Source organism: Bacteroides caccae (assembly GCF_002222615.2).
Lineage (GTDB): Bacteria > Bacteroidota > Bacteroidia > Bacteroidales > Bacteroidaceae > Bacteroides > Bacteroides caccae.
In genome coordinates, this window is sequence record NZ_CP022412.2 from 2,883,911 (window position 1) to 2,908,930 (window position 25,020).

21 protein-coding genes are annotated in these 25,020 nt (G+C 44.1%); 13 read left to right on the forward strand and 8 right to left on the reverse strand.

What is annotated here, in order from left to right:
- The first annotated feature begins 36 nt into the window (after positions 1-36).
- From CGC64_RS11625 to CGC64_RS11660, 8 genes are all read left to right on the forward strand, one after another.
- Positions 37-1,371 carry a DEAD/DEAH box helicase gene (locus CGC64_RS11625; RefSeq protein ID WP_005676334.1) on the forward strand — a complete coding sequence of 445 codons (1,335 nt, stop codon included), beginning with the start codon at positions 37-39 and terminating at the stop codon, positions 1,369-1,371.
- A 283-nt stretch (positions 1,372-1,654) separates the two neighbouring features.
- Entirely contained in the window at positions 1,655-2,722 is a 1,068-nt protein-coding gene (serC, locus tag CGC64_RS11630) for a 3-phosphoserine/phosphohydroxythreonine transaminase (RefSeq protein ID WP_005676331.1), read from the forward strand.
- A gap of 100 nt (positions 2,723-2,822) precedes the next feature.
- Entirely contained in the window at positions 2,823-3,743 is a 921-nt protein-coding gene (locus CGC64_RS11635) for an NAD(P)-dependent oxidoreductase (protein ID WP_005676329.1), read from the forward strand.
- A 161-nt stretch (positions 3,744-3,904) separates the two neighbouring features.
- A complete protein-coding gene (locus tag CGC64_RS11640; protein ID WP_005676328.1) occupies positions 3,905-5,152 on the forward strand; it encodes a DUF1015 domain-containing protein in 1,248 nt (415 codons plus the stop codon).
- A 216-nt stretch (positions 5,153-5,368) separates the two neighbouring features.
- Positions 5,369-5,977, forward strand: coding sequence for an IMPACT family protein (locus CGC64_RS11645; protein WP_005676327.1), 609 nt, complete (start codon positions 5,369-5,371; stop codon positions 5,975-5,977).
- A 117-nt stretch (positions 5,978-6,094) separates the two neighbouring features.
- Positions 6,095-6,832, forward strand: coding sequence for a C39 family peptidase (locus CGC64_RS11650; RefSeq protein ID WP_171028046.1), 738 nt, complete (start codon positions 6,095-6,097; stop codon positions 6,830-6,832).
- A complete protein-coding gene (locus CGC64_RS11655) occupies positions 6,822-7,907 on the forward strand; it encodes an HpaII family restriction endonuclease (RefSeq protein ID WP_005676323.1) in 1,086 nt (361 codons plus the stop codon). Before CGC64_RS11650 ends, CGC64_RS11655 begins: the two co-directional genes overlap by 11 nt.
- A gap of 12 nt (positions 7,908-7,919) precedes the next feature.
- Positions 7,920-8,489, forward strand: a complete 570-nt coding sequence (locus CGC64_RS11660) for a nitroreductase family protein (RefSeq protein ID WP_005676322.1) — start codon at positions 7,920-7,922, stop codon at positions 8,487-8,489.
- A 195-nt stretch (positions 8,490-8,684) separates the two neighbouring features.
- Here the strand turns inward: CGC64_RS11660 and gcvP are convergent, their stop codons facing one another.
- The 4 genes from gcvP to CGC64_RS11680 form a co-directional block, all read right to left on the reverse strand.
- Entirely contained in the window at positions 8,685-11,534 is a 2,850-nt protein-coding gene (gene gcvP, locus CGC64_RS11665) for an aminomethyl-transferring glycine dehydrogenase (RefSeq protein ID WP_005676321.1), read from the reverse strand.
- A 20-nt stretch (positions 11,535-11,554) separates the two neighbouring features.
- Positions 11,555-12,193 (reverse strand): MBL fold metallo-hydrolase, encoded by a 639-nt coding sequence (locus CGC64_RS11670; RefSeq protein ID WP_005676320.1) that lies wholly within the window; start codon positions 12,191-12,193, stop codon positions 11,555-11,557.
- A gap of 40 nt (positions 12,194-12,233) precedes the next feature.
- Positions 12,234-12,854, reverse strand: a complete 621-nt coding sequence (rsmG, locus tag CGC64_RS11675) for a 16S rRNA (guanine(527)-N(7))-methyltransferase RsmG (RefSeq protein ID WP_005680725.1) — start codon at positions 12,852-12,854, stop codon at positions 12,234-12,236.
- 120 nt (positions 12,855-12,974) lie between these two features.
- The gene (locus CGC64_RS11680) at positions 12,975-13,826 is read right to left on the reverse strand and encodes an RsiV family protein (RefSeq protein WP_005676317.1); all 852 of its coding nucleotides are present in this window, start codon (positions 13,824-13,826) and stop codon (positions 12,975-12,977) included.
- Positions 13,827-14,029: 203 nt separating this feature from the next.
- On the opposite strand from CGC64_RS11680, the gene CGC64_RS11685 reads away from it, so the two are divergent.
- The 4 genes from CGC64_RS11685 to CGC64_RS11700 all read left to right on the forward strand — a co-directional run bounded on the left by CGC64_RS11685 (position 14,030) and on the right by CGC64_RS11700 (position 19,468).
- Positions 14,030-14,428, forward strand: a complete 399-nt coding sequence (locus CGC64_RS11685; RefSeq protein ID WP_032838059.1) for a hypothetical protein — start codon at positions 14,030-14,032, stop codon at positions 14,426-14,428.
- 132 nt (positions 14,429-14,560) lie between these two features.
- Positions 14,561-16,780: a TonB-dependent receptor gene (locus tag CGC64_RS11690; protein ID WP_005676314.1), complete on the forward strand. Its 2,220-nt coding sequence runs from the start codon at positions 14,561-14,563 to the stop codon at positions 16,778-16,780.
- Positions 16,781-16,828: 48 nt separating this feature from the next.
- A complete protein-coding gene (locus CGC64_RS11695) occupies positions 16,829-17,152 on the forward strand; it encodes a heavy-metal-associated domain-containing protein (protein ID WP_005676313.1) in 324 nt (107 codons plus the stop codon).
- Positions 17,153-17,260: 108 nt separating this feature from the next.
- Positions 17,261-19,468: a heavy metal translocating P-type ATPase gene (locus CGC64_RS11700; RefSeq protein ID WP_005676312.1), complete on the forward strand. Its 2,208-nt coding sequence runs from the start codon at positions 17,261-17,263 to the stop codon at positions 19,466-19,468.
- A gap of 202 nt (positions 19,469-19,670) precedes the next feature.
- On the opposite strand, the gene CGC64_RS11705 is transcribed toward CGC64_RS11700, so the two are convergent.
- Positions 19,671-20,510: a helix-turn-helix domain-containing protein gene (locus CGC64_RS11705; RefSeq protein WP_005676310.1), complete on the reverse strand. Its 840-nt coding sequence runs from the start codon at positions 20,508-20,510 to the stop codon at positions 19,671-19,673.
- Between the two features lie 66 nt (positions 20,511-20,576).
- Here CGC64_RS11705 and lipB point away from each other — a divergent pair, with 66 nt between their 5' ends.
- The gene (gene lipB, locus CGC64_RS11710) at positions 20,577-21,260 is read left to right on the forward strand and encodes a lipoyl(octanoyl) transferase LipB (RefSeq protein WP_005676309.1); all 684 of its coding nucleotides are present in this window, start codon (positions 20,577-20,579) and stop codon (positions 21,258-21,260) included.
- Here lipB and CGC64_RS11715 read toward each other — a convergent pair.
- The 3 genes from CGC64_RS11715 to CGC64_RS11725 are packed head-to-tail and all read right to left on the reverse strand — an operon-like array spanning position 21,217 to position 24,931.
- Complete coding sequence (locus tag CGC64_RS11715; protein WP_005676308.1) at positions 21,217-22,155, reverse strand: PorV/PorQ family protein; 939 nt, start codon at positions 22,153-22,155, stop codon at positions 21,217-21,219. The genes lipB and CGC64_RS11715 overlap by 44 nt on opposite strands.
- A 2-nt stretch (positions 22,156-22,157) precedes the next feature.
- Positions 22,158-22,937, reverse strand: coding sequence for an N-acetylmuramoyl-L-alanine amidase-like domain-containing protein (locus CGC64_RS11720; RefSeq protein WP_005680735.1), 780 nt, complete (start codon positions 22,935-22,937; stop codon positions 22,158-22,160).
- Between the two features lie 5 nt (positions 22,938-22,942).
- Positions 22,943-24,931 carry an OPT family oligopeptide transporter gene (locus CGC64_RS11725; protein WP_005676306.1) on the reverse strand — a complete coding sequence of 663 codons (1,989 nt, stop codon included), beginning with the start codon at positions 24,929-24,931 and terminating at the stop codon, positions 22,943-22,945.
- Between the last annotated feature and the right edge of the window lie 89 nt (positions 24,932-25,020).

The following is a 25,020-nucleotide window of genomic DNA, read 5'->3' on the forward strand; positions in this document are numbered from 1 at the left end:
GTCTTCATACTCTTACTCTTTTTGTATCTTTGCCACATGTTAGAGAAAAATGAGATTATACAATCGGTTCTTCGTAACTTGAGGATCGAGGAGTTGAACCCGATGCAGGAAGCATCGCTGGAACAAGCTACAGGAAAAAAAGACGTCATACTGTTGTCACCGACAGGATCAGGTAAGACTTTGGCTTATCTGCTGCCATTATTGCTCACTTTGAAAACGGATGACGGTAGTGTGCAGGTATTAATCTTAGTACCTTCACGCGAGCTGGCTTTACAGATAGACAGTGTATTTAAGGCAATGGGTACTTCTTGGAAAACTTGTTGTTGTTATGGTGGGCACCCTATTGCTGAAGAAAAAAAGAGTATTCTAGGCAATCATCCTGCTATTATTATTGGTACTCCGGGACGTATCACCGATCATTTGTCCAAGGGAAACTTCAATCCCGAAACGATCCATACACTGATTATTGATGAATTTGACAAATCACTGGAATTTGGCTTCCATGATGAAATGGCGGAGATTATCACACAACTTCCGGGATTGAAGAAACGTATGCTGCTTTCAGCTACCGATGCAGAAGAAATTCCTCAGTTTACAGGATTGAACCGCACAGTGAAACTGAATTTCCTGCCGGATGCTTCTGAAGAACAGGAATCCCGCCTGACATTAATGAAGGTGATTTCTCCCTCGAAAGACAAGATTGATACTTTATATAATTTGCTTTGTACACTGGGAAGCAGTTCAAGTATTGTTTTCTGTAATCATCGGGATGCGGTAGACCGGGTACATAAGCTTCTGGCTGAAAAGAAGTTATTTGCCGAACGTTTTCATGGTGGCATGGAGCAGCCGGACCGTGAACGTGCTTTGTATAAATTCCGTAACGGTAGTTGTCATGTGCTTATCTCTACGGACCTCGCTGCCCGTGGGCTGGATATACCGGAAATTGAGCATATCATTCATTACCATCTTCCTGTGAACGAAGAAGCCTTCACGCATCGTAACGGACGTACCGCGCGTTGGGATGCAACCGGAACTTCTTATCTGGTGCTTCACGCTGAGGAAAAACTTCCGACTTATATCCCGGATAATATAGAAACAGTGGCATTACCGGAAAATGCTCCTCGTCCTCCTAAATCTGTCTGGACTACTGTATATATAGGTAAAGGAAAGAAAGAAAAATTAAGCCGGATAGATATTGCCGGATTCTTATATAAAAAAGGAAATTTGGCTCGTGAAGATGTAGGGGCTATTGATGTAAAAGAGCATTATGCATTTGTTGCCGTTCGTCGGGCTAAGGTGAAACAATTGCTGAATTTGATCCAAGGAGAAAAGATCAAAGGAATGAAGACAATTATCGAAGAAGCGAAGTAGAAAAAAACTTTTTCTTTATAAATATTCATTTTTATCTCATTTCTCTTTCACTTTATAATTTATTGATTTCATAGAGTGATATTTTCGACTTTTATTCTTAACTTGATATGTATAGATAACAATATGGTGTATATATCCTGTATAAACCAATAAAAAGTAAGAGAAATCTGCTATAAAACAGTATTTTTATAAGGAAAGATTTGTACGCCGAAAATAAATTCGTAAATTCGCAAAGTCGAAAGACAAAAAGTAACGAAATTGTTAAACCAAAAACAAACTTCAAATGAAAAAGCATAATTTCAATGCAGGACCTTCCATTCTTCCGCGTGAGGTGATAGAGGATACAGCGAAGGCTATTTTAGATTTCAACGGCTCTGGTTTATCTCTGATGGAAATCAGCCACCGTGCCAAAGACTTCCAACCTGTGGTTGACGAGGCAGAGGCATTATTCAAGGAATTACTCAATATCCCCGAAGGTTATTCGGTTTTGTTCCTGGGTGGAGGTGCTAGTATGGAGTTCTGCATGGTGCCCTATAATTTCCTCGAAAAAAAAGCAGCTTATTTGAATACCGGTGTATGGGCAAAGAAAGCAATGAAAGAAGCCAAAGGTTTTGGTGAAGTTGTAGAGGTTGCCTCTTCAGCCGAAGCTACATATACTTATATCCCGAAAGATTACACAATCCCTGTTGATGCAGATTATTTCCATATCACTACAAATAATACAATTTACGGTACGGAATTGAAGAAAGACCTCGATTCTCCGGTTCCAGTGATTGCCGATATGTCTTCTGATATTTTCTCACGTCCGATTGACGTTTCCAAATACATCTGTATCTATGGTGGTGCGCAGAAGAATTTGGCTCCCGCAGGTGTTACATTTGTTATCGTAAAGAATGACGCACTAGGTAAAGTTTCCCGCTATATCCCGACAATGTTGAACTATCAGACTCATATTGATAGTGGCTCTATGTTCAACACTCCTCCGGTAGTACCTATTTATGCTGCTTTGCAGACTCTTCGTTGGATTAAAGCTCAGGGTGGTGTGAAGGAAATGGAACGCCGTGCTATTGAAAAGGCTGATATGCTGTATGCAGAAATTGACCGTAATAAACTGTTCGTAGGTACTGCTGCCAAGGAAGACCGTTCACGCATGAATATCTGTTTTGTAATGGCTCCTGAATACAAAGATTTGGAGGCAGACTTCTTGAAGTTTGCAACAGAAAAAGGTATGGTAGGTATTAAGGGACACCGTTCCGTAGGTGGTTTCCGTGCTTCATGCTACAATGCTATGCCGAAAGAGAGCGTTCAGGCTTTGATTGACTGCATGCAGGAATTTGAAAAACTTCATTAATAATATTGTCACCACAGATTACACAGATTGGCACAGATATTTCTAAATTCTGTGAGAATCTGAGTAATCTGTGGTGAGTTTTTATAAACAGAATTTGATTATGAAAGTACTTGTAGCTACTGAAAAACCGTTTGCAAAGATTGCAGTAGACGGTATCCGTAAAGAAATTGAAGCGGCCGGATATGAGCTTGTTTTGCTTGAAAAATATACAGATAAGGCTCAGTTGTTGGATGCAGTGAAAGATGCTAATGCGATTATTATCCGTAGTGATATTATTGATGCAGAAGTGTTGGATGCTGCGAAAGAGTTGAAGATTGTGGTTCGTGCCGGTGCAGGATATGATAATGTTGACTTGGCTTCCGCTACTGCTCACGACGTTTGTGTGATGAATACTCCGGGACAGAACTCTAATGCTGTTGCCGAACTGGCTTTGGGTATGATGGTTTATGCTGTCCGTAACTTCTATAACGGTACTTCCGGTACGGAATTAATGGGCAAGAAATTGGGTATCCATGCTTACGGAAACGTAGGTCGCAATGTAGCCCGTGTTGCTAAAGGCTTCGGAATGGAAGTTTATGCATACGATGCATTCTGCCCGAAAGAAGTAATCGAGAAAGACGGAGTGAAAGCGCTTGATTCTGCTGCAGAACTTTACAAGACTTGCCAGTTTGTTTCTCTGCACATCCCGGCAACTGCCGAAACAAAGAACTCTATCAACTATGCTTTGCTGAAAGACATGCCGAAAGGTGCTATGCTAGTGAATACTGCCCGTAAGGAAGTAATTAATGAAGCAGAACTTATCAAATTAATGGAAGACCGTGCAGACTTCAAATACATTACGGACATTATGCCTGCTGCTAACGCTGAATTTGTAGAAAAGTTTGCCGGACGTTATTTCTCAACACCGAAGAAAATGGGTGCACAGACTGCCGAAGCAAATATCAATGCTGGTATTGCTGCAGCTCAACAGATTGTCGGTTTTCTGAAAGACGGTTGTGAGAAGTTTAGAGTAAACAAATAATATTCAGAATGAGGAAGGCGGATTTTCAGGATAACATAGTTATAATCTGATTAAAAACAATCTGTCGCAGAACGTCTTTTTTAGAAATAAGTAGTATATTTGAGCCACAGATTTTATATAAGTCTGTGGCTCTAATTTTTTACATATAAAATACTAATATCATGGCAATAATTAAACCTTTCAAGGGCATTCGTCCTCCGCAGAACCTGGTTGAACAGGTTGCTTCACGTCCTTATGATGTATTGAACTCAGAAGAAGCCCGCGCAGAAGCGGAAGGTAATGAAAAATCCCTTTATCATATTATTAAACCTGAAATAGATTTCCCTGTTGGTACGGACGAACATGATGAATGTGTTTACAGCAAGGCGGCCGAGAATTTCCAACTGTTTCAGGATAAAGGCTGGTTGGTGCAGGATAGCAAGGAAAACTATTATATCTATGCGCAGACAATGAACGGTAAGACGCAGTACGGATTGGTAGTCGGTGCGTATGTTCCCGATTATATGAATGGTGTTATTAAGAAACACGAACTTACCCGTCGCGACAAGGAGGAAGACCGTATGAAGCATGTTCGTGTGAACAATGCGAATATCGAACCCGTATTCTTTGCTTATCCCGATAATGATAAACTGGATGTTATCATCAAGAAATATACTTTGGAAAAGCCCGTCTATGACTTTATCGCTCCGGGTGACGGTTTCGGACATACTTTTTGGATTATTGACCAGAGTGAAGACATTGCGGCTATCACCACCGAATTTGCTAAAATGCCAGCTCTTTATATTGCCGACGGACATCATCGTTCTGCTGCCGCTGCATTGGTAGGTGCTGAAAAGGCAAAGCAGAATCCGAACCATAAGGGAGATGAAGAATATAACTATTTCATGGCAGTTTGTTTTCCTGCCAATCAGTTGACTATCATTGACTACAACCGTGTGGTAAAAGACCTCAATGGATTAACTCCCGAACAATTCCTTGGCGCCTTGAACAAGAACTTCATTGTTGAGGAAAAGGGGGCGGATATTTACAAATCTTCCGGTTTGCATAATTTCTCTCTTTATCTTGGAGGAAAATGGTATAGTTTGACTGCTAAAGCAGGTACATACAATGATAACGATCCGATCGGTGTGCTTGATGTGACTATATCCTCCAACTTGATTTTGGATGAAATCTTAGGCATCAAAGATTTACGCTCCGACAAACGTATCGACTTTGTAGGAGGTATCCGTGGTTTGGGAGAACTCAAGAAACGTGTAGACAGTGGTGAGATGAAAGTGGCATTAGCTCTTTATCCCGTGTCTATGAAGCAATTAATGGATATTGCCGATACAGGTAACATCATGCCTCCAAAGACAACTTGGTTCGAACCGAAACTTCGTTCGGGACTGGTTATCCATAAATTGGAATAAGACAAGTATCATTTTATAAAATAGAGCGGTCGATTTGTTACAATCATACGGTAGATTATAACGGATCGACCGCTTCTTTATAAAGAATCAACCGTTCGTTTGTAGTAAAACGACCGCTTGTTTGTATCATCCCGAACGTATCTCGTCAATTGTCTGATCGCTTAATATTTCCAAACGATAAATTGAAATTTCCGTGTAAACCCGTATCTTTGCAACATGACTGCTGAAGATACTTACAAAACCATTGCCGAACCTTCCGAAGGTATTTATACAGAAAAGCGGAGCAAGTTTATTGCTATCGCCCTGCCTGTGCGTACTCTCGATGAGATAAAAGCTCATCTTGAAACGTATCAGAAGAAGTATTATGATGCACGGCACGTATGCTATGCCTATATGCTGGGAGCCGCTCGCAAAGATTTCCGTGCCAATGATAATGGAGAGCCTTCCGGAACGGCGGGCAAGCCTATTCTCGGACAGATAAACTCCAATGAACTGACAGACATCCTGATTATCGTAGTCCGTTACTTCGGAGGAATCAAGTTGGGGACAAACGGACTGATTGTTGCCTATAAAGCTGCTGCTGCCGAAGCAATAGCTGCTGCTACGGTCATCGAGAAAACGGTGGACGAGGAAGTGACAATCATGTTTGAGTATCCTTTTATGAATGATGTGATGCGTATTGTCAAGGAAGAAGAACCGGAGATTCTTCGGCAGTCGTATGATATGGATTGCAGTATGACATTGCGCATCCGTTCTTCCATGATGCCGAAACTGCGTGCACGGCTGGAGAAAGTGGAAACGGCACGGATTCTTGAGGAAGACTGATTGAGACATTTACCTATCACCTCTCCCTACGGAGACTCCTCCTTTCCCGAAGGAGGAGAGTTTTGATAGAGATTGTTGGTGGAAGTGAGATAGAATATAAATAAGAAAAATATGTTTATGAGGAACAGATATAATATACTTTTCAGCTTGTTTTGGGCTTCTCTTGTGTTGGTTGGCATTGAAACACAGGCACAGGAGAACTTGAAATTTGCTCCAAACGACATACCTGTTCCCTGGTATTCGCAGAAAATCACAGGTTGTCCCTATACACACTGTTCGCTTGCATCCTCATTAATGGTATTCGATTATTTCAAAGGCATGACAGCAGACGCGCAACGAACCTCTTCGGATGCGGAAAAGAAACTGATTGAATATCAGAGGAACTATTTTTTTAAGAAACGCGCTCCCTTCCGTCGTCGTACATCGATAGGGCAGGGAGGATATTATTCTTTCGAAATAGATTCATTGACCCGTTATTATGAGAATATGATAAGTGCGGAACATTTCCAACAGAAAGATTACCGGATACTGAAAGATTATATCGACCGTGGGATTCCCGTGTTGATAAACGTAAGGTATACAGGAGCAACTCGTGGACTTCGTCCCGGACCACGAGGACATTGGATTGTATTGCGTGGCATTGATGATAAATATGTGTGGGTGAATGACCCCGGCCGTTCGCCGGAGATGAGGAGTAAAGGCGAGAATATTCGCTATCCGATTAAGAAACAAGTCGGCAATCCTTCTTATTTTGACGGATGCTGGACAGGCAGATATATTGTGGTTACTCCGAGAGAATGGATACGTAATCCTCTTGAATCAGTAAATAAGAAACATAAGATATATGGCATTTGAAGCAACAAAAAAAGAATGGTGCGAACTTTATACTTTCTTCCGCCTGTTGGCAGACGGAAAAGTTGTATTAGGCACGGCAGAAGCGAAAATAGGAGAAATGTCCTGGCCTATTGCAATGATTCAACGGGAAGAACATGACGGAACGCGCCGGTATTATATTGAAGAAGAATCAGTCCGTATTGAGGGAGAAACGGGTGTTAAGTCCATGCCGCGTGAAGATTTCGGTATTGTTGCCGATCTGATTTTGCAGGCAGTGAAATCCTCCTCGGAAAATGATGTCACCTCGCCGGAGGGAGTGGAAGAATTTTTGGACGAAGCCGGTATCTTCGATTTGGAAGCAAAAACAGAAGATCGTACAGATTTCTCGGTTGCCTTTTGGCATCCGGAAGCTCCGGTAAGAGGTTTCAATGTACGTTCGCGGTTGAGTGCCATGAATCCGTTATTGGACGGAGGGCGTGCGGCAAATCTTAAACTGGAGCAGAGTGGAATCAAGTTTGCTACTCCTACGGTGAATAAGATTAATGCATTGCCCGAATCCCCCAACGAAGTATCCGAGCGAATGATGCTGATAGAGCGTTTGGGTGGTGTGCTCAAATATTCGGATGTAGCCGACCGTGTGTTCCGCAGTAATCTTCTGATGATTGATTTACATTTTCCGCGTGTACTGACAGAGATGATTCGTATTATGCATTTGGACGGCATCTCCCGAATCAGTGAATTGACGGAAGTAATCAAGCAGATGAATCCTCTGAAGATAAAAGATGAGTTGATAAACAAACATTGTTTCTATGAGTTTAAAATAAAGCAATTCTTAATGGCTCTGGCCTTGGGGATGCGTCCGGCAAAGATATACAATGGTCAGGATTCGGCTGTTGAAGGCATTTTGCTGGTAGGTGGAAACGGGGAAGTACTTTGTTATCATAAATCGGAGAAGCAGGTCATGGAAGACTTCCTGTTCCGAAATACTCGTTTGGAAAAGGGCTCTTTGGATAAAGATAAATATGGCTTTTTGGAGAAAGAGAACGGAGTTTATTATTTCAAGCTGAATGCAAAGATTGGTTTGGTTAAACGGTAAATAAATTATAGTATGAAGACAAATGAAATTTTAGAGAATATCAAAGCACGTCGAAGTGTACGGGCTTACACCGGTCAGCAGGTCTCGGAAGAGGATTTGCAGGCTGTTCTGGAGGCTGCTACTTATGCACCGAGCGGGATGCATCTGGAGACATGGCATTTCACTGCCATTCAGAATGCCGATAAACTGACCGAATTGAATGAACGTATCAAGGGATCTTTTGCCAAGAGCGACGAACCCCGTTTGAAGGAACGCGGGCAGAGCAAGACGTATTGTTGCTATTATCATGCTCCTACTTTGGTTATCGTTTCCAATGAGCCGACTCAGTGGTGGGCGGGTATGGACTGCGCCTGTGCTATCGAAAATATGTTTCTTGCGGCTCATTCTCTGGGGATCGGTTCTTGTTGGATAAATCAGCTCGGGACGACGTGTGACGATCCTGAGGTACGTGCATTTATTACTTCGTTGGGCGTTCCGGAAAATCATAAAGTTTACGGTTGTGTAGCGTTGGGATATGCTGATTCTAAAATCCCGATGAAAGAGAAAAAGGTGAAAGACGGTACGATAACTATTGTCAAGTAGGCATTTCCGAATATATAAGTCCCGGGTATATTTCCATTATGCCCGGGACTTTTGTGTGTTTAGCCCTGGGAAGAAAGGTGATGAGTCCGGGCTTTATAGAGATAATCCCGGAGCACAACAAGTGTAAGCCCCGGGATTGTTTTATTAGTTTTTCATCACTTTATTTGTGATGATTTTCTCTGTGGCCGTTTCTTCTTATTCGAATGTGCCGTAGCGAGTCGGCAATAACTTCCGGTCTCCCAGTGTATTGTCTACACGTGCCACATTTATCCAGAACTTATTCTCACGTACACTTTCTATCGGGTAAGCTGCTTTTTCGCGTGTGTACGAGTGCTCCCAGCGATCACTTACAATTTCGTATTCGGGATGCGGAGCATTAATCAATACGTTGTCGTCTTTGTCCGCTTCACCGTTCTTCACTTCTTGAATTTCCTGCCAGATGTTCAGCATGACATCAACGAAATTATCCAGTTCTGCCAGACTCTCGCTTTCGGTTGGCTCAATCATCAGCGTGCCATGCACAGGGAAGGAGAGGGTAGGAGCATGATAACCATAATCCATGAGACGTTTTGCGATATCATTTTCGGAGATGCCCGTTTCCTCGTGCACTTTGCGGCATTCCAGAATCATCTCGTGCCCGACGAAACCATTCGCTCCGCGATAAACGATCCCATACGTGTCTTTCAGACAAGCAGCCAGGTAATTGGCATTTAGAATCGCGATTTTAGTAGCCATAGTCAGTCCTTCTGTACCCATCATACGGATGTATCCGTAAGTGATCGGCAGGATTCCCGCACTTCCGAACGGAGCGGAGGAAACCTGATTCTGTGCATTACCGAAGATTCCGTGTCCCGGAAGGAAAGGTACCAGATGCTCGGCCACACAGATAGGACCCACACCCGGACCACCACCACCGTGAGGTGAAGCAAACGTTTTGTGAAGGTTCAAATGGCAGACATCAGCACCGATAAATCCCGGATTGGTTAACCCGACTTGTGCATTCATGTTCGCACCGTCCATATATACTTGTGCTCCACAAGCATGGATAATATGGCAGATTTCTTTTATTTCTGTTTCGAAGATACCGTGTGTAGAAGGGTATGTAATCATCAGTGCCGCCAGTTCTTCTTTGTTTTCTTCCGCTTTGGCACGCAAGTCGTCCATGTCTACATTTCCTTGCTCGTCGCATGCGCAGGTGACGGTTATAAACCCTGCCTGTATTGCCGATGCCGGATTCGTTCCGTGAGCTGAAGCGGGAATCAATATCTTGTTACGGTGTCCCTGACCAATGCTTTCGAGATAGGCACGAATCACACGAAGGCCTGTATATTCTCCGGCAGCTCCCGAATTTGGCTGCAAACTTACGCCGGCAAAACCGGTGATGATCTTCAAGTCCTCACTCAGATTATTAATCAATTCCCGATACCCTTCTGCCTGGTCTTCCGGAACCAATGGATGCATACCCATAAATTCGGGACGGCTCAAAGGCAGCATTTCCGCAGCGGCATTCAGTTTCATGGTACATGAACCGAGGGAGATCATAGATTGGGCCAGCGAAATATCCTTGCGGTCAAGACGTTTGATGTAACGCATCATCTCCGTCTCCGTATGATATTTGTTGAATACTTCGTGTGTAAGGAAAGGCGTGGTACGTTTTACAGTCTTGTCTATATTGCTTTTTTCAGGGATGTCATCCACCTTCTGATAATCTTTTCCCGCAGCAATGGCAAAGATAGAAAGCAACACATTGGCGGCTGCTACATCAGTCGTTTCGTCAATACTGAACCCTACGTTTCCGTTTTCGAAATAACGCAGATTTACTTCCTTGCTAAGAGCTATCGTACGGATTTGCTGTGCCGAAACGTGTTCGGGCAGTTCGAAGCGCAGGGTATCGAAGTATTGTGCATTCACTTGCGTATATCCGAATTTCTTCAATTGTTTATCAAGGAATACGGTGATACTGTGGATACGTGAAGCGATAGTTGTGATACCTTCCTGACCGTGGTAAACGGCATAGAATCCTGCCATTGTAGCCAGCAATGCCTGTGCCGTACAGATATTTGAAGTTGCCTTCTCGCGTTTGATATGCTGTTCGCGGGTCTGTAAAGCCATTCGGTAACAAAGTTTACCGTATTTGTCTTTAGACCAGCCGATGATTCGTCCTGGCATATTCCGTTTGTATTCATCCCGTGTGGCGAAGTAGCCGGCCGAAGGTCCGCCGTAGAACATCGGTGTGCCTAGGCGTTGTGTTGTTCCGAATACGATGTCCGCTTCCCATTCTCCCGGAGGTGTCAGCAAGGCAAGACTTAGGATGTCGGCGGCAACGGCAACTTTACAATCTGCCGCATGAGCCTTTTCCGTAAACTCTGTGTAATCTTCTACGCTGCCATTCGAATTGGGATATTGCAATACGCAGGCAAATACTTCCTGTGAAGGTTCAAATTCTTTATATTTACCTACACGCAGCTCGATGCCTTGAGGTACGGCACGTGTAGTCATTACCGCCAATGTCTGAGGGAAAATATTTTCGTCAACAAACACTACGTTCGCACCCGCTTTCTGTTGCGCACGGGAACGTAGGGCGTACATCATACTTACGGCTTCGGCAGCCGCAGTCGCTTCGTCCAAGAGTGAGCAGTTGGCAAGCGGCATGGCGGTAAGGTCGCATATGGCAGTTTGGAAATTCATCAGTGCTTCCAGGCGTCCTTGCGAAACTTCGGTCTGATAAGGAGTATAAGACGTATACCATACGGGATTTTCGAACACATTCCGTTGGATAACGGCCGGAGTAATCGTGTTGTACCAACCCATACCAATGTATGTAGTGTACAGTTTGTTCTTACCTGCCAGTTCAGCGATGTGTTTCCCAAATTCGTATTCCGTCAGGGGAGCGTTTAATGCCAGTGGCTCTTTCAGCCGGATATTGGCGGGAATGGTTTTCTCAATTAGTTCGTCCAACGAGTCCACACCAATTTTGCGGAGCATTACAGTTGTGTCTTGTTCATTGATGCCGATGTGACGGCTAGCTAACAAATCGGTTTTCATATTAATAGGAGGATTTTGTTTTATCTAAAAAATGGGTTCTCAGCTTTCTCCATTCCGATAGTCGTGGGGGCACCGTGTCCCGGGTAAACGACTGTTTCGTTGGGGAGGACAAAAAGACGGCTGCAAATATGCTCTATCAACTCGTCGAAGTTACCGCCTGTGAGGTCGGCACGGCCGATACTGCCTTGAAACAGGACATCGCCGGAGAACATACAGTTGTCTTCTTTACAATAATACACCAGACTGCCGGGTGAATGACCGGGCACGTGTATCGCTTCCAGAGTTGTATGTCCGAAAGTGATACTATCACCGTCGTGCAGATACTTGCCTAGCGGAACCGGCTTCTCCTGCAACTGGAATCCGAACATACGGCTTTGTTTCGGCGCTTCATCAATCCAGTATTCGTCCGCCTTGTTGGCTTCGGCCGACAGACCAAATTCTTTCAGCATGAACGGATTGCCGAAGATATGGTCCAGATGTAAGTGAGTATTCAGCAAATGCTTTACATTCAGTTCGTTGGTAAGAATGAATTTCTTCAAGGCTTGCTTTTCCTCTTCGTAAAAGCAGCCGGGGTCAATCACGACTGCTTCTTTCGTGTCATCCCATAATACGTAGCAATTTACGGGAAACATATTAAACTCAAATCTTTTTATTTTCATGGTTCTCTATGATTTATATTAAATCAGAACGGATATTCTGTTAAATGGGAACGTATACCACCTTCTTTGTTTCAAAGAAATCTTCCTCGAAACTGTCGCTCAGACTTTGAATCACAGTTTTGTGCTTGAACGGCATTGTCTCATGTTCCAGCTCACCGCCTTTGAGGCAGATCAATCCGTTGGGCAATGCGTTCTGCTGTTTAGGAGAAATATTCTTTTTGATAATCTTAATCAGATCTGCCAGAGGCATTACGGCACGGCTGACAACAAAGTCGAACAGTTGTTTTTCTTCTTCGGCACGGGCATGGCGGAAAGTTACGTTTTTCAGTCCGATTGCATTGGCTACTTCGGTTGCTACGCGCACTTTCTTGCCGATACTGTCAACCAGATGAAATTTTGTTTCCGGAAACAAGATTGCCAGAGGAATGCCGGGGAAACCTCCGCCCGTACCCAAGTCCATAATGCTTGTGCCGGGACGGAACTGGATGATTTTGGCAATACCCAACGAATGAAGTACGTGATGTTCGTATAAATTCTCGATATCTTTGCGGGAGATAACGTTGATTTTTGAATTCCAGTCGATGTAGAGGTCGTATAGAGCAGCAAACTGTTTGCGTTGCTCTTCCGTCAGATCAGGAAAATATTTCAGTATGATTTCCACTTCTTTGGTTTTGAATGATAAGTTTAAAATATGTATATAAAATGAATATCCTTCTGCATCACACGGGGCAATAACAACCGGATATTCATTGGTGTTCGTTCTTTTAATGAAAATAGGGCTTTAATCTTTCAACTCTCCCAAAATCGGGTTGCTGCCTAACAGATGTTCCAACATTGGGAATGGAATTGTCACTTTGACGGGGCCCATGGAGTATGGAGTGATGTCGTATACATTGTAGTAGAACGTGACGCCCTCTCTGCTGAGATAGAAATTCTCTGTCGGGGTGATGTCGCCGGTAGAAGCATATCCCATGTCTTCCAAAGCTTCGTGAGTGGTCACTTTGTTGTCAGCCATGAGCTGGTTCCAGATCAGGTCGGTCAGTGGCTCTTTATAATCTCCTACAAAAATATCATCCAGGCGGAGGGGACGCATCAGGGTAAGGTCCATATTCAGGTAAGTGGTCATGTAAATGCCGTGTGCACCTCCGGTATATTCGTTGTAGTCGATGCGATATACCAACAAGTCTTTCTCGTAGAGTTGCACGTGGCTCTCTATACCCTTATAATAAGAATACCAGGCACCGATAGAAGATTCATCTTCTTTGTCCTTTTCATCTTCTGTATACATAGGTTCCAAGTCACGGCGATACTCACTGATGTAATTTTCGGTGTATTGCTTTACTACATTCTCCGGTTTTTCTCCGATATATTTGTCGCCGAAGCAGGCAGAAATGAAATAAGCGTTCAAACTGTCTTTCAGCATATCATCCGATGATTTGACAGGATAAGCAAAGTTAATGATAATGTTACATGCCGGTTTGGCTGTATCATTAAACAAGTGAGCCGTTTCATTCACTTGGATACTGTCGAATTGCAATGCACCTGTATTTTTGTTCATCTTGTCATGACAAGAAAACAAAAAGCCGCTTACCGAAAGTATAATCGCAAGCAGACTGACATATTGTTTTTTCATACTCGTTTTTTCTATAAATTCTACAATTGTTCTATCTTTCACTATCGACAAATATAGATGAAAATAACGAATCCTGCGAATAAAAAAGGAAAAATATTCTGTCTGTTTTTTCTTGTAATGCAGCTTTAGGCTTTATGGTTATTATCTTTTTTGAATGAAACAGCTGGTATAGTCTGTTTTTATTTCTATCTTTGTCTCCGGATATGAAAAGACTAGCCTACATAACTGCAATGTTTCTTTCCCTCCTGATTATATATTCGGGGGCGGGAGTTTCTATTGTTCATTATTGTTGTGCCGGTTGTGAAACAGTACAGTCCTGCTGTGCTACGGGCTGTCCCAAATGTAAGAAATCTCATACGTGCGATTCAAAGAAAGATTGTAAAAACGAAGGTTGCACGGCTACTATCTATAAGCTGAACCTGATGAACCATGCTACCGAGCTGACCGTTGCAGCTCCGGTGGTTGACCTTTTCTGTGAGCAGTTCTGCTATTTGCTGAACATTGGGTATACGGAGAAGCCGGTTGAATATATAATTCCTTCTTCGCCGCCACCTATCTGTTCAAGGCAGATGTTGGCGTTATATTCCACCTATATTATTTAGCCACTATTTTATTCTTTTTCAGTACTTTGCTTGCCGCCGTCTTCTGACAGTGGAAGTGAAGTAGGTTTGATTGCAACTAAGTTGCAAGGATTATAAGCTAATTTTGTATCACAAAAGTAACTTACTTAAAGAATGAAATATATGATATTAGGACTGTTCTCGTTGCTTGCCACCGGTATGTATGCGCAAGTACGGGGGACGGTAAAAGATAGTACCGGAGAACCTGTTCCGGGAGCTAATGTGTTCTGGATGAATACAGGACAGGGAGTAACAACAAAAGTAGACGGCACCTTCTCTATTACGAAGCCTTCGAAAAGCCATATACTGGTGGTCAGCTTTATCGGCTTTCAGAATGATACGATCCACGTTGACAGTAAAAAGCAGGAATTGGAGATTGTCCTCCGGGACGGAGTGGAATTGAAAGAAGTGAATGTCGTCAGCCGTAAGTTGGGAACGATGAAGCTGCGTAACAGCGTGATGAACGAGGATATGATAAGCAGTGCCGAGTTGAGCAGGGCCGCTTGTTGCAATTTGGGAGAGAGTTTTGTTACAAATCCTTCGGTGGATGTGAGTTACTCGGATGCGGCAACGGGAGCCAAACAGATAAAATTGTTAGGCTTGTCGGGGACTTATGTGCAGATGTTGACGGAGAACATCCCGAACTATCGTGGGGCTGCAGCCCCTTATGGCTTGGGGTATGTTCCCGGTCCCTGGATGCAGAGTATACAGGTTTCCAAAGGAATTTCTTCCGTAAAGAACGGCTACGAAGCTATTACGGGACAGATCAATGTGGAGTTTAAAAAGCCGCAATTACCTGAGGCCGACTGGGTATCTGCCAACCTTTTTGCAAGTACCACGAATCGTTATGAAGCTAATGCTGATGCCACTTTGAAACTTTCCAAACGGTGGAGTACCTCGTTATTGGCGCATTATGAAAATGAAACAAAAGCACATGACGGCAATGATGACGGATTTGTGGATATTCCACAGGTAGAACAGTATAATGTCTGGAACCGTTGGGCATATATGGGCGACCATTATGTTTTTCAGGCAGGTTTCAAAGCTCTTTCCGAGACTCGTAGCAGTGGACAGTCCACGCATGGAGGTATGTACTCCAGTGAACTGTATAAGGTCGGGATTGACACGGAACGCTACGAACTGTTCACTAAAAACGCTTACATATTTGATAAGGAGAAGAATACGAATCTAGCTTTGATTCTGTCCACTTCCTGGCACAATCAGGATGCGATGTACGGACGGAAATTGTATAATGTAGACCAGACTAATACATACGCTTCTCTGATGTTTGAAACGGAATTTAATCCGCAGAATAGTTTCTCCGCAGGATTGAGCTTTAACTATGACGCATACGATCAGCATTATCGTTTGAATAATAACGCGGATACCCCTCTCAAAGCTTCTGATAAAGAGGCTGTTCCCGGTGTGTATGTGCAATATACCTTGAATCTGAATGACCAATGGATGTTAATGGCCGGTCTTCGGGGAGATTATAGCAGTAAACACGGTTTCTTTGTGACTCCGCGCGCGCATCTTAAATATAATCCGAATGATTATGTACACTTCCGGCTTTCTGCCGGTAAGGGATACCGTACAAATCATGTGCTGGCAGAAAACAACTACTTACTTTCCAGTAGCCGGAAGGTGGAGATTGCGAAAAATCTGGATATGGAAGAAGCATGGAACTTGGGTGCCAGTGTTTCTACTTATATTCCGGTATTCGGTAAGACGCTGAATGTCAACGCAGAATATTATTATACGGATTTCCGGAAGCAAGTTGTTGTAGATATGGATAGTAATCCTCATGAAGTGGCTTTTTATAATCTGGACGGACGTTCGTATTCGCACGTACTCCAGGTGGAAGCAAGCTATCCTTTCTTCAAAGGTTTCACTCTGACCGGTGCCTATCGGTTGACGGACGCACAAACTACTTATAAAGGTCAGCGAATGGAGAAACCACTAACCGGCAAGTATAAAGGATTGTTGACGGCTTCTTATCAGACTCCGTTGGGAATCTGGCAGTTTGATGCGACCTTGCAACTTAATGGCGGGGGCAGAATGCCTGCTCCTTACGAATTGGCGGACGGGCAACTCTCATGGAGTCGTCGTTATGGTAGCTTCGAACAGCTTAGTATGCAGGTGACTCGTTATTTCCGTCGCTGGTCTATCTATGTGGGAGGCGAGAATCTGACGAACTTCAAGCAGAAGAACCCGATCATTGATGCAGCGAATCCTTGGGGAGATAATTTCGATTCTACCATGATTTGGGGACCTGTGCACGGTGCAAAAGCCTATGTCGGCATACGTTTCAATCTGGCAAGAAACGGTGAATAAGAAGAATGTATCAAAAATGAATCATAGAATTTTAAACTAATAAGAAAAATGAAAACAAGAAGATGGATAGCCACTTGCGTGGTGGCTCTTTTGGGTGTGACTGTCGTATTGGCGAAAGATATTCGTGTCGTAGTGTTCAAAGTGGCTCAAATGCATTGTGAAAAGTGTGAAAAGAAAGTGAAGGACAATATGCGCTTTGAGAAGGGGCTGAAGGACTTGTCGACTGAGGTGAAAACCAAAACCGTCACTATCACTTACGACGCGGATAAAACAAATGTAAAGAACTTGCAGGCAGGGTTTAAGAAGTTCAATTATGAAGCTGAATTTGTAAAAGAAACAAAGAAAGACGATAAAAAAGCGGATAAGAAGTAATTGAACAAATATCCGTATTTGCGTGTTTTATAAATAGAATGTGGTCTCTCCCCAGCTTTCTCTTTTGGAGAGGGTTGGGGAGAAACTCTTATAAATATAGATAATAATATGGTAAAGAAGAATTTTCCCGTGCTCAATATGCATTGTGCGGGATGTGCAAATAATGTAGAAAGAACAGTCAGGAAGTTGCCGGGGGTCATAGAGGCTTCTGTCAATTTTGCTACCAATACATTAACCGTTTCTTATGAGAGCGATAAACTGGCTCCCGGGGAGATTCGTGCGGCAGTGCTTGCAGCAGGTTACGACTTGATTGTAGAGGAAGTTCATAAAGAAGAACGTCAGGAGGAGGAACAACATAGGCGTTATCTTCGTCTGAAGCGGAAGGTAATCGGTGCGTGGATTCTGGTAGTCCCTTTGCTTATTTTCTCAATGGTATTGATGCATGTGCCATACTCTAATGAAATTCAGTTGGTACTGACTATTCCTGTATTGGTACTTTTCGGCGGCGGTTTTTACACGGGAGCCTGGAAACAGGCAAAAATAGGACGGAGCAATATGGATACGTTGGTTGCGCTAAGTACGTCCATTGCTTTCTTGTTCAGTCTCTTTAATACTTTCTTCCCTGAGTTCTGGTATGCCCGCGGACTGGAACCTCATGTTTATTATGAGGCCTCTGCGGTAATTATAGCTTTCGTCCTGACCGGGAAACTTATGGAAGAACGTGCCAAGGGAAATACATCGAATGCGATTCGCAAGTTAATGGGAATGCAACCTAAAGTAGCCCGTGTATTGCGTAACGGAGTGGAAGAAGAAATATTGATAGACCAACTGCAAGTAGGAGATTTGGTAGTCGTTCGTCCGGGAGAACAGATTCCCGTGGACGGTCAGCTCTCCGAGGGTGATTCGTATGTGGACGAAAGTATGATTAGCGGTGAGCCGATTCCTGTGGAAAAGAAGAAAGGTGATAAAGTACTGGCAGGAACTATCAATCAGCGTGGTTCATTTATTATCAGTGCCACGCAGGTGGGTAGTGAAACAGTGCTTGCCCGTATCATTCACATGGTGCAGGAAGCTCAGGGAAGTAAAGCTCCGGTGCAGCGTATTGTCGACCGTATTACAGGGATCTTTGTCCCTGTTGTGCTGGGAATTGCTATTCTGACATTTATCCTTTGGGTTGTTATCGGCGGTAGCGAATATATGTCTTATGGGATAATGTCGGCTGTGTCTGTTCTTGTGATTGCCTGTCCGTGCGCTTTAGGACTTGCTACGCCTACTGCATTAATGGTGGGTATCGGTAAGGCTGCCGGACAACATATCTTGATCAAGGATGCAGTTGCTTTGGAACAGATGCGCAAAGTAAATGTAGTGGTATTGGATAAGACCGGAACACTGACCGAAGGGCATCCTACCGCTACCGGCTGGTTATGGGCACAGCCTCAGGAACCACATTTCAAAAATGTGCTTCTGGCTGCGGAACTGAAATCAGAACATCCGTTGGCGGGTGCGATTGTTGCTGCACTCCAAGAGGAGGAGAAGATCAAACCCGCTACGCTGGACAGCTTTGAAAGTATTACGGGGAAAGGAATCAAGGTGTCTTATCAGGGACGTACTTACTGGGTAGGTAGCCATAAACTCCTGAAAGATTTCGGTGCTATCGTGAGCGATGTAATGGCTGATATGTTGGTTCGTTATGAATCGGACGGTAATGGTATCATTTACTTTGGTTGCGAGAACGAACTGTTGGCTATTATTGCGGTTTCCGATCCTATTAAAGCAACATCCGCCGAAGCGGTGAAAGAACTGAAACGTCAGGGTATTGATATTTGTATGCTTACCGGTGACGGACAACGTACTGCGTTGGCAGTATCTTCCCGGTTGGGAATCGAACGTTTTGTAGCTGACGCTTTGCCCGACGACAAGGCCGAATTTATACGTGAACTGCAATTGCAGGGAAAGAAAGTGGCAATGGTAGGTGACGGCATTAACGACTCACAAGCTCTGGCACTGGCAGACGTCAGTATCGCTATGGGGAAAGGGACGGATATTGCTATGGATGTAGCTATGGTTACCTTGATGACTTCCGATCTGTTGTTGCTTCCTAAAGCCTTTCAGTTATCGAAGCAAACAGTAAAGTTGATTCATCAGAACCTTTTCTGGGCGTTTATCTATAACTTGATTGGTATTCCTATTGCTGCCGGTGTCCTGTTCCCATTGAACGGCTTGCTGTTGAACCCGATGCTGGCGAGTGCGGCAATGGCCTTTTCCAGTGTGAGCGTGGTACTTAATTCGTTGAGTCTGGGAAGAAGAAGTCTTTGATTATTGGCCCGGTTTCTTTCAAACAGGGAAATGACTGACTAAAAAGTCGATAGTATCTAAAATTCTCCTCCTTCAGGAAGGAGGAGTACCCGTAGGGGGAGGTGGTAGGTGAATACATAAATTATTTATTATCAGCATTGTGTATCTACCTACCACCCCGACTTTCAGCCAGCCTCCATTTAGCCACTCCCTTTTTATGAAGTTATCTGTTTCTGAATTCCAATGGTGTCATTCCCACATATCGTCTGAAATACTTGCCGAAGAAAGAGGCGCTGGGGAAGTTCAGCGAATAGGCTATTTCTTGTATAGTCATATTGGTCCCTTTCAGTTTTGCTTTGGCGTCCATGATAACAATGTAAGCAATGGTATCCAATACACTTTTGCCCGTTACTTGCCTCACCGTGGTACTCAGGTGTTGGAGGGAGATTCCTAATTGATCGGCGTAGAATTGCGCACGGCGTTCATCTTTGTAATGCTCGGTGATAGATTGGATCAGTTCCCGGCAAATTTCTTTTTTGCGGTTTGAGCTGCTGTTTTCTCCGGGATAGTTGTGGTATATCAGCCGAATACTTGTCAGAATAGTCTGGAGTGACAATTCTACCAGTTCCGGGTCCATATCGAAGTTTTCATTGCAACTGGCCCGGGATAATAAGGCGAAATAGTCTTTCAGATAACCGGCAACATCTTCGGAAAGCGGTACCACCGGTTGTTCTAAAAGTTTAGGATAAGCGTTTCCAATATTTTTCATCAAGTTGACCCGTCCGGTACAATGAGCGGAGAAACCGACGAAACAAAGACATACCTTTTCTGTTCTTTCCCGAAACTGGATGATTGTTCCCGGCAGTAATGTAATCAGGTCATTCGGACGGATTTCATAATCAAGCAGGTTAATCGATGCCTTCATCGACCCCTCCGTACATATGGCTACAATACAGGCTTGCAATCGGCAAGATTGCTTATAAATATTCAGAATGTCTTCCGTGACGTTCGTCCATGCTAATACTTCAGTAGGTAAATCTACCTGTGGAAAATCCATTTTCATAGTTGTGTTTGTTATATTCGGCCAACAAATGTACACATTTTCTTTTTATTTCTTACCTTTGTTTTTATGAAAACAGTTTTTATCGATTGGAATTTGATACCGTATGCCGAGGCATGGCAACGGCAGACGGAATGGTTCGACGGGATAGTCCGTGCGAAAGCGGAAGGAGAACCGTACGAGAACCATATCATTATGTGCGAACATCCTCACGTCTACACTTTGGGACGTAGCGGAAAGGAAAATAATATGTTGTTGAGTGAGGAACAACTAAAAGCTATTGATGCTACGCTTTACCATATTGACCGGGGCGGAGACATTACTTATCATGGTCCCGGACAGTTAGTTTGCTACCCGATTCTGAATCTGGAGGAGTTCCGGTTGGGATTGAAGGAATATGTTCATCTGTTGGAAGAAGCGGTGATACGTGTCTGCGCATCTTATGGCATTGAAGCGGGACGTCTGGAGAAAGCGACGGGTGTCTGGCTGGAAGGTAATACGTCTCGTGCCCGTAAGATTTGCGCGATAGGAGTGAGGAGTAGTCATTATGTCACTATGCACGGGCTGGCCCTGAATGTGAATACGGATTTGCGCTATTTCAGCTACATTCATCCTTGCGGGTTTATTGATAAAGGCGTCACTTCTCTGCGTCAGGAGTTGAAGCACGATGTGCCTATGGACGAAGTGAAGCAACGCCTCGAGGGTGAACTTAGAATACTATTCCAATGCCAAGCTGCCAAGTACGGTGCATGAAACAGTCTTTGTCTGCCAGTGCGTAGGAGAAGTCGGCACGGATCGGCCAGAAGTTTATTCCGCAGCCAAGTGTTCCGTAGTTGCCTACTCCCTTGTCTTTATCTCCGAAGTGGTATCCTGCACGGACTACCCCGTATTTCAGGAAGTTATATTCGGCGCCGATTCCTGCCTGAAGTTGGCGGATTTCGGAAGGAAGCAGATAGTTGAAGTCGAGTGCCACTTGCAGACGGTTCTCCATGCTGAATGGCAGGTCGATTGCACCTCCCAGGCCTAGTTTGGCGGGAAGTTTGTAACCGTCTATCTTTTTTCCTAAGTTAGCAGCCTGGAAACCGATGCTCCAGGAAGCCATTTCATCCAAAAGAGCCATATTGCGGTGATAAGTTGCTCCGAAGTCAAGGCAAACCGAGTTTTTGGTGTCCGCATCCTTCCAAGCTTTAGCCTGTAAATATCTGAATGTAAGAGACAAGGACAGGTTCTTGGCTACAGTACTGAAATATCCGGCTTCCAGATCCCATATATGCGGGCGGAAGTTATCGTTCTGATCACCGTCCAGTCTTTGCTTCGGATTCTTAAAATGACGGAAACCTACTGTGAAACCATGATTCCCTTCTCTTCCGATTTTATAGAAAACAGATGCGCTGTGCATCGAGTAATCTTTGTTTATGTCAGCGTACGAATAACTTGCGCCCATTACTTCTTGTGAGAAAACAATGGTAGAAGCATTATGAAAGATAGCTGTACTTCCATTGTCGGTGATAGCTAATCCCGTGCCGGCCATACCTGCTGATTGGGCATCCGGAGCAAGTTCCAGAAAGTAGGCGTTTGCGCCTCCTTGCGCAGCCAGAAAGCCGGGCAACAAGCATGAGGCGAGAAGGAAATGTTTAAGTCGTTTCATAATCAGTTATTTTTAGAGTGAGACATTCGGACAACACGTATACCTGTCCACGATTTATTATTGTTCAACATGTGATTGAAAGGCTTCTCGCTGACAACCACTTTTCCCAGCGTGGAAGAAGCGTGCAGCAGATGCAGTTTTCCGTTTACGTAATAGGCTATTCCCACATGGGCTATGTCCAGTCCGGGAAGCTTCGTAGTGATAGCGATAATATCTCCGTTCATAATCCAGGGTAATCCGTTTTCCGGTAATTCGCTTTTCGGCAACCAAGATACAGTTTTTCCGGATAATGCTTTCTCGTATTCTGCCATTTGTGTTACATTTTCCGGAGAATCAGCCAATTTTTTATATTGTTTGGGATGCGTGGACATATATGAAAGAGAAAGTTTCGTAGTACGGGAACTGTTTCGGGCTGTAACGTCAGTCAGAAAACCGTTGCGGAGACCATTATCAATCCAGTCGGAAGTATAATGCAGGCGGGAGGGGTATCCATTGATGATACCGTCCCGGTAACGTATCCTTTGCAAGTTATCGGCAAAAGAAGAACCGAGTGCTTGTGCCAGTGTATATTCTACAAAGGTCAGGCAATCTACTTCTTTGGTGTTGATAACCAGTTGCTCTACTTCGTTCCGGTCCAACGTGTTGGCTACGTATCTGGTCCCCAAGTAAGACTTTCCGATTCTTAGCATAGGGTCAGACTCGTTTGAAGTTGATTCAACGGGCTGTTGTGCAAATGCCATAACAGTGATAAGCGATATTATGATAGATAGCAGTCTCCGCATATTACTTATTTAACTTTCATTGAAGCTTTGATGAAATAGAGGATTAATAAAGCGTATGCTCCTAATGCCAACACTTCGGACCAAGTATTGTTCAACCATGCTTCATTCACCAGATTAACGCCACCGAAACGCATAGCGGCACTGATTACCCCCATTAATGCACCTCCGGCAATGAAACCGGACGCCAACAGAGTTCCTTTTTCTCCTCTTTCCGTATTCAATGCTGCGTCTTTGCTGCGGGAAGTGACATACCAGTTTACAGCACCACCCACAACCAATGGTACGTTCAATTCCAAAGGAATAAACATACCCAATGCGAAAGCTAAAGCAGGAATTTTACAAAGAGTCAAAATGATAGCTAAAACAGCTCCGATACCGTATAACAACCAAGGAGCACCAACACCGCTCATCAACGGTTCGATAACTGCTGCCATTGCATTTGCCTGTGGAGCAGCGAGTGCGCCGCTTGTGAATCCGTATGTCTTGTTCAAGATAATCATTACACCGCCTACGGTTGCAGCAGAAACGATTGTCCCTAGGAATTTCCATGTCTCCTGTTTGGCAGGAGTACTTCCCAACCAGTAACCGATCTTCAAGTCAGTGATAAAACCTCCCGCCATGGATAGTGCCGTACATACCACACCACCCATAACTAACGCAGCGACCATTCCCGAAGGACCTCGCAATCCAACGGCTACCATGACTACGGAAGCCAGAATCAATGTCATCAGTGTCATTCCCGATACCGGGTTTGTGCCTACAATGGCGATTGCATTGGCGGCTACCGTAGTAAACAGGAAAGAAATGCCGGCCACTAAAACGATTGCTACCAATGTATGCACCAGATTTCCCTGCATCACATCGAAGTAGAAAAATAACACAATCAGTATCAGTGTGATGATAGAACCAATCGCAATAATTTTCATCGAAAGATCCCGTTGCGTACGGATAATGTTTTTCTCTACATTTCCTTTACCACCCATTTCTTTGGCAGCCAGTCCGACAGCACTCTTGATGATTCCCCAGGAACGGATAATGCCGATCACACCTGCCATAGCGATACCACCGATACCGATACTCTTGGCGTAATACTTGAATATTTCTTCCGGACTCATCATGCCTACCGTAGAAGTAATCTCCGGATTCCATGCATTCAGCACGCTGTCTCCCCAGATAGCAGACATTCCCGGAATGATAATCCACCAGACAGCCAATGAACCGGCACAAATGATCGAAGCATATTTCAATCCGACGATATATCCCAAACCGAGTACTGCCGCACCTGTATTGACCTTGAATACGAGTTTTGCTTTTTCCGCCAACATCTCGCCGGCACTGCATACGCGAGTCGTGAAATTCTCGTTCCACCAACCGAATGTGGCTACGATAAAGTCATATAATCCGCCGATCATTCCTGCCATTAACAACGGTTTAGCCTGACTACCGCCTTTTTCTCCCGAAATCAATACCTGAGTAGTAGCAGTGGCTTCCGGAAAAGGATATTTGCCATGCATGTCGCTAACGAAATATTTGCGGAAAGGAATCAGGAACAGGATACCCAATACACCGCCCAGCAGGGAACTGATAAATACCTGCATAAAGGTGACGGTCATTTCGGGATACTTAGCCTGAAGAATATAGAGGGCGGGGAGGGTAAAGATAGCTCCGGCAACGATTACACCGGAACAAGCCCCTATTGACTGGATAATAACATTTTCTCCTAAAGCATTTTTTCTTTTGGCAGCTCCGGAAACTCCTACGGCAATAATTGCAATCGGGATAGCTGCTTCGAACACCTGACCTACTTTTAATCCCAGATAAGCGGCGGCAGCCGAGAAAAGGATTGCCATGGCGATACCCCATGCTACTGACCAGATGTTAACTTCCGGATAACTTTTTGAGGGAGCCATTAACGGGTTGTACACTTCTCCCGGTTTCAACTCTCTGAACGCGTTCTCGGGTAGCCCGGTGAACTTGTCTTCTTCTTGTTTCATAGTTTTATAATTTGCTAATGTGTCAATTTTATATATTCGTCCTCAAAGTAAACAAAAAAAAAGGAGAACCGAAAGATTCTCCTTTATGT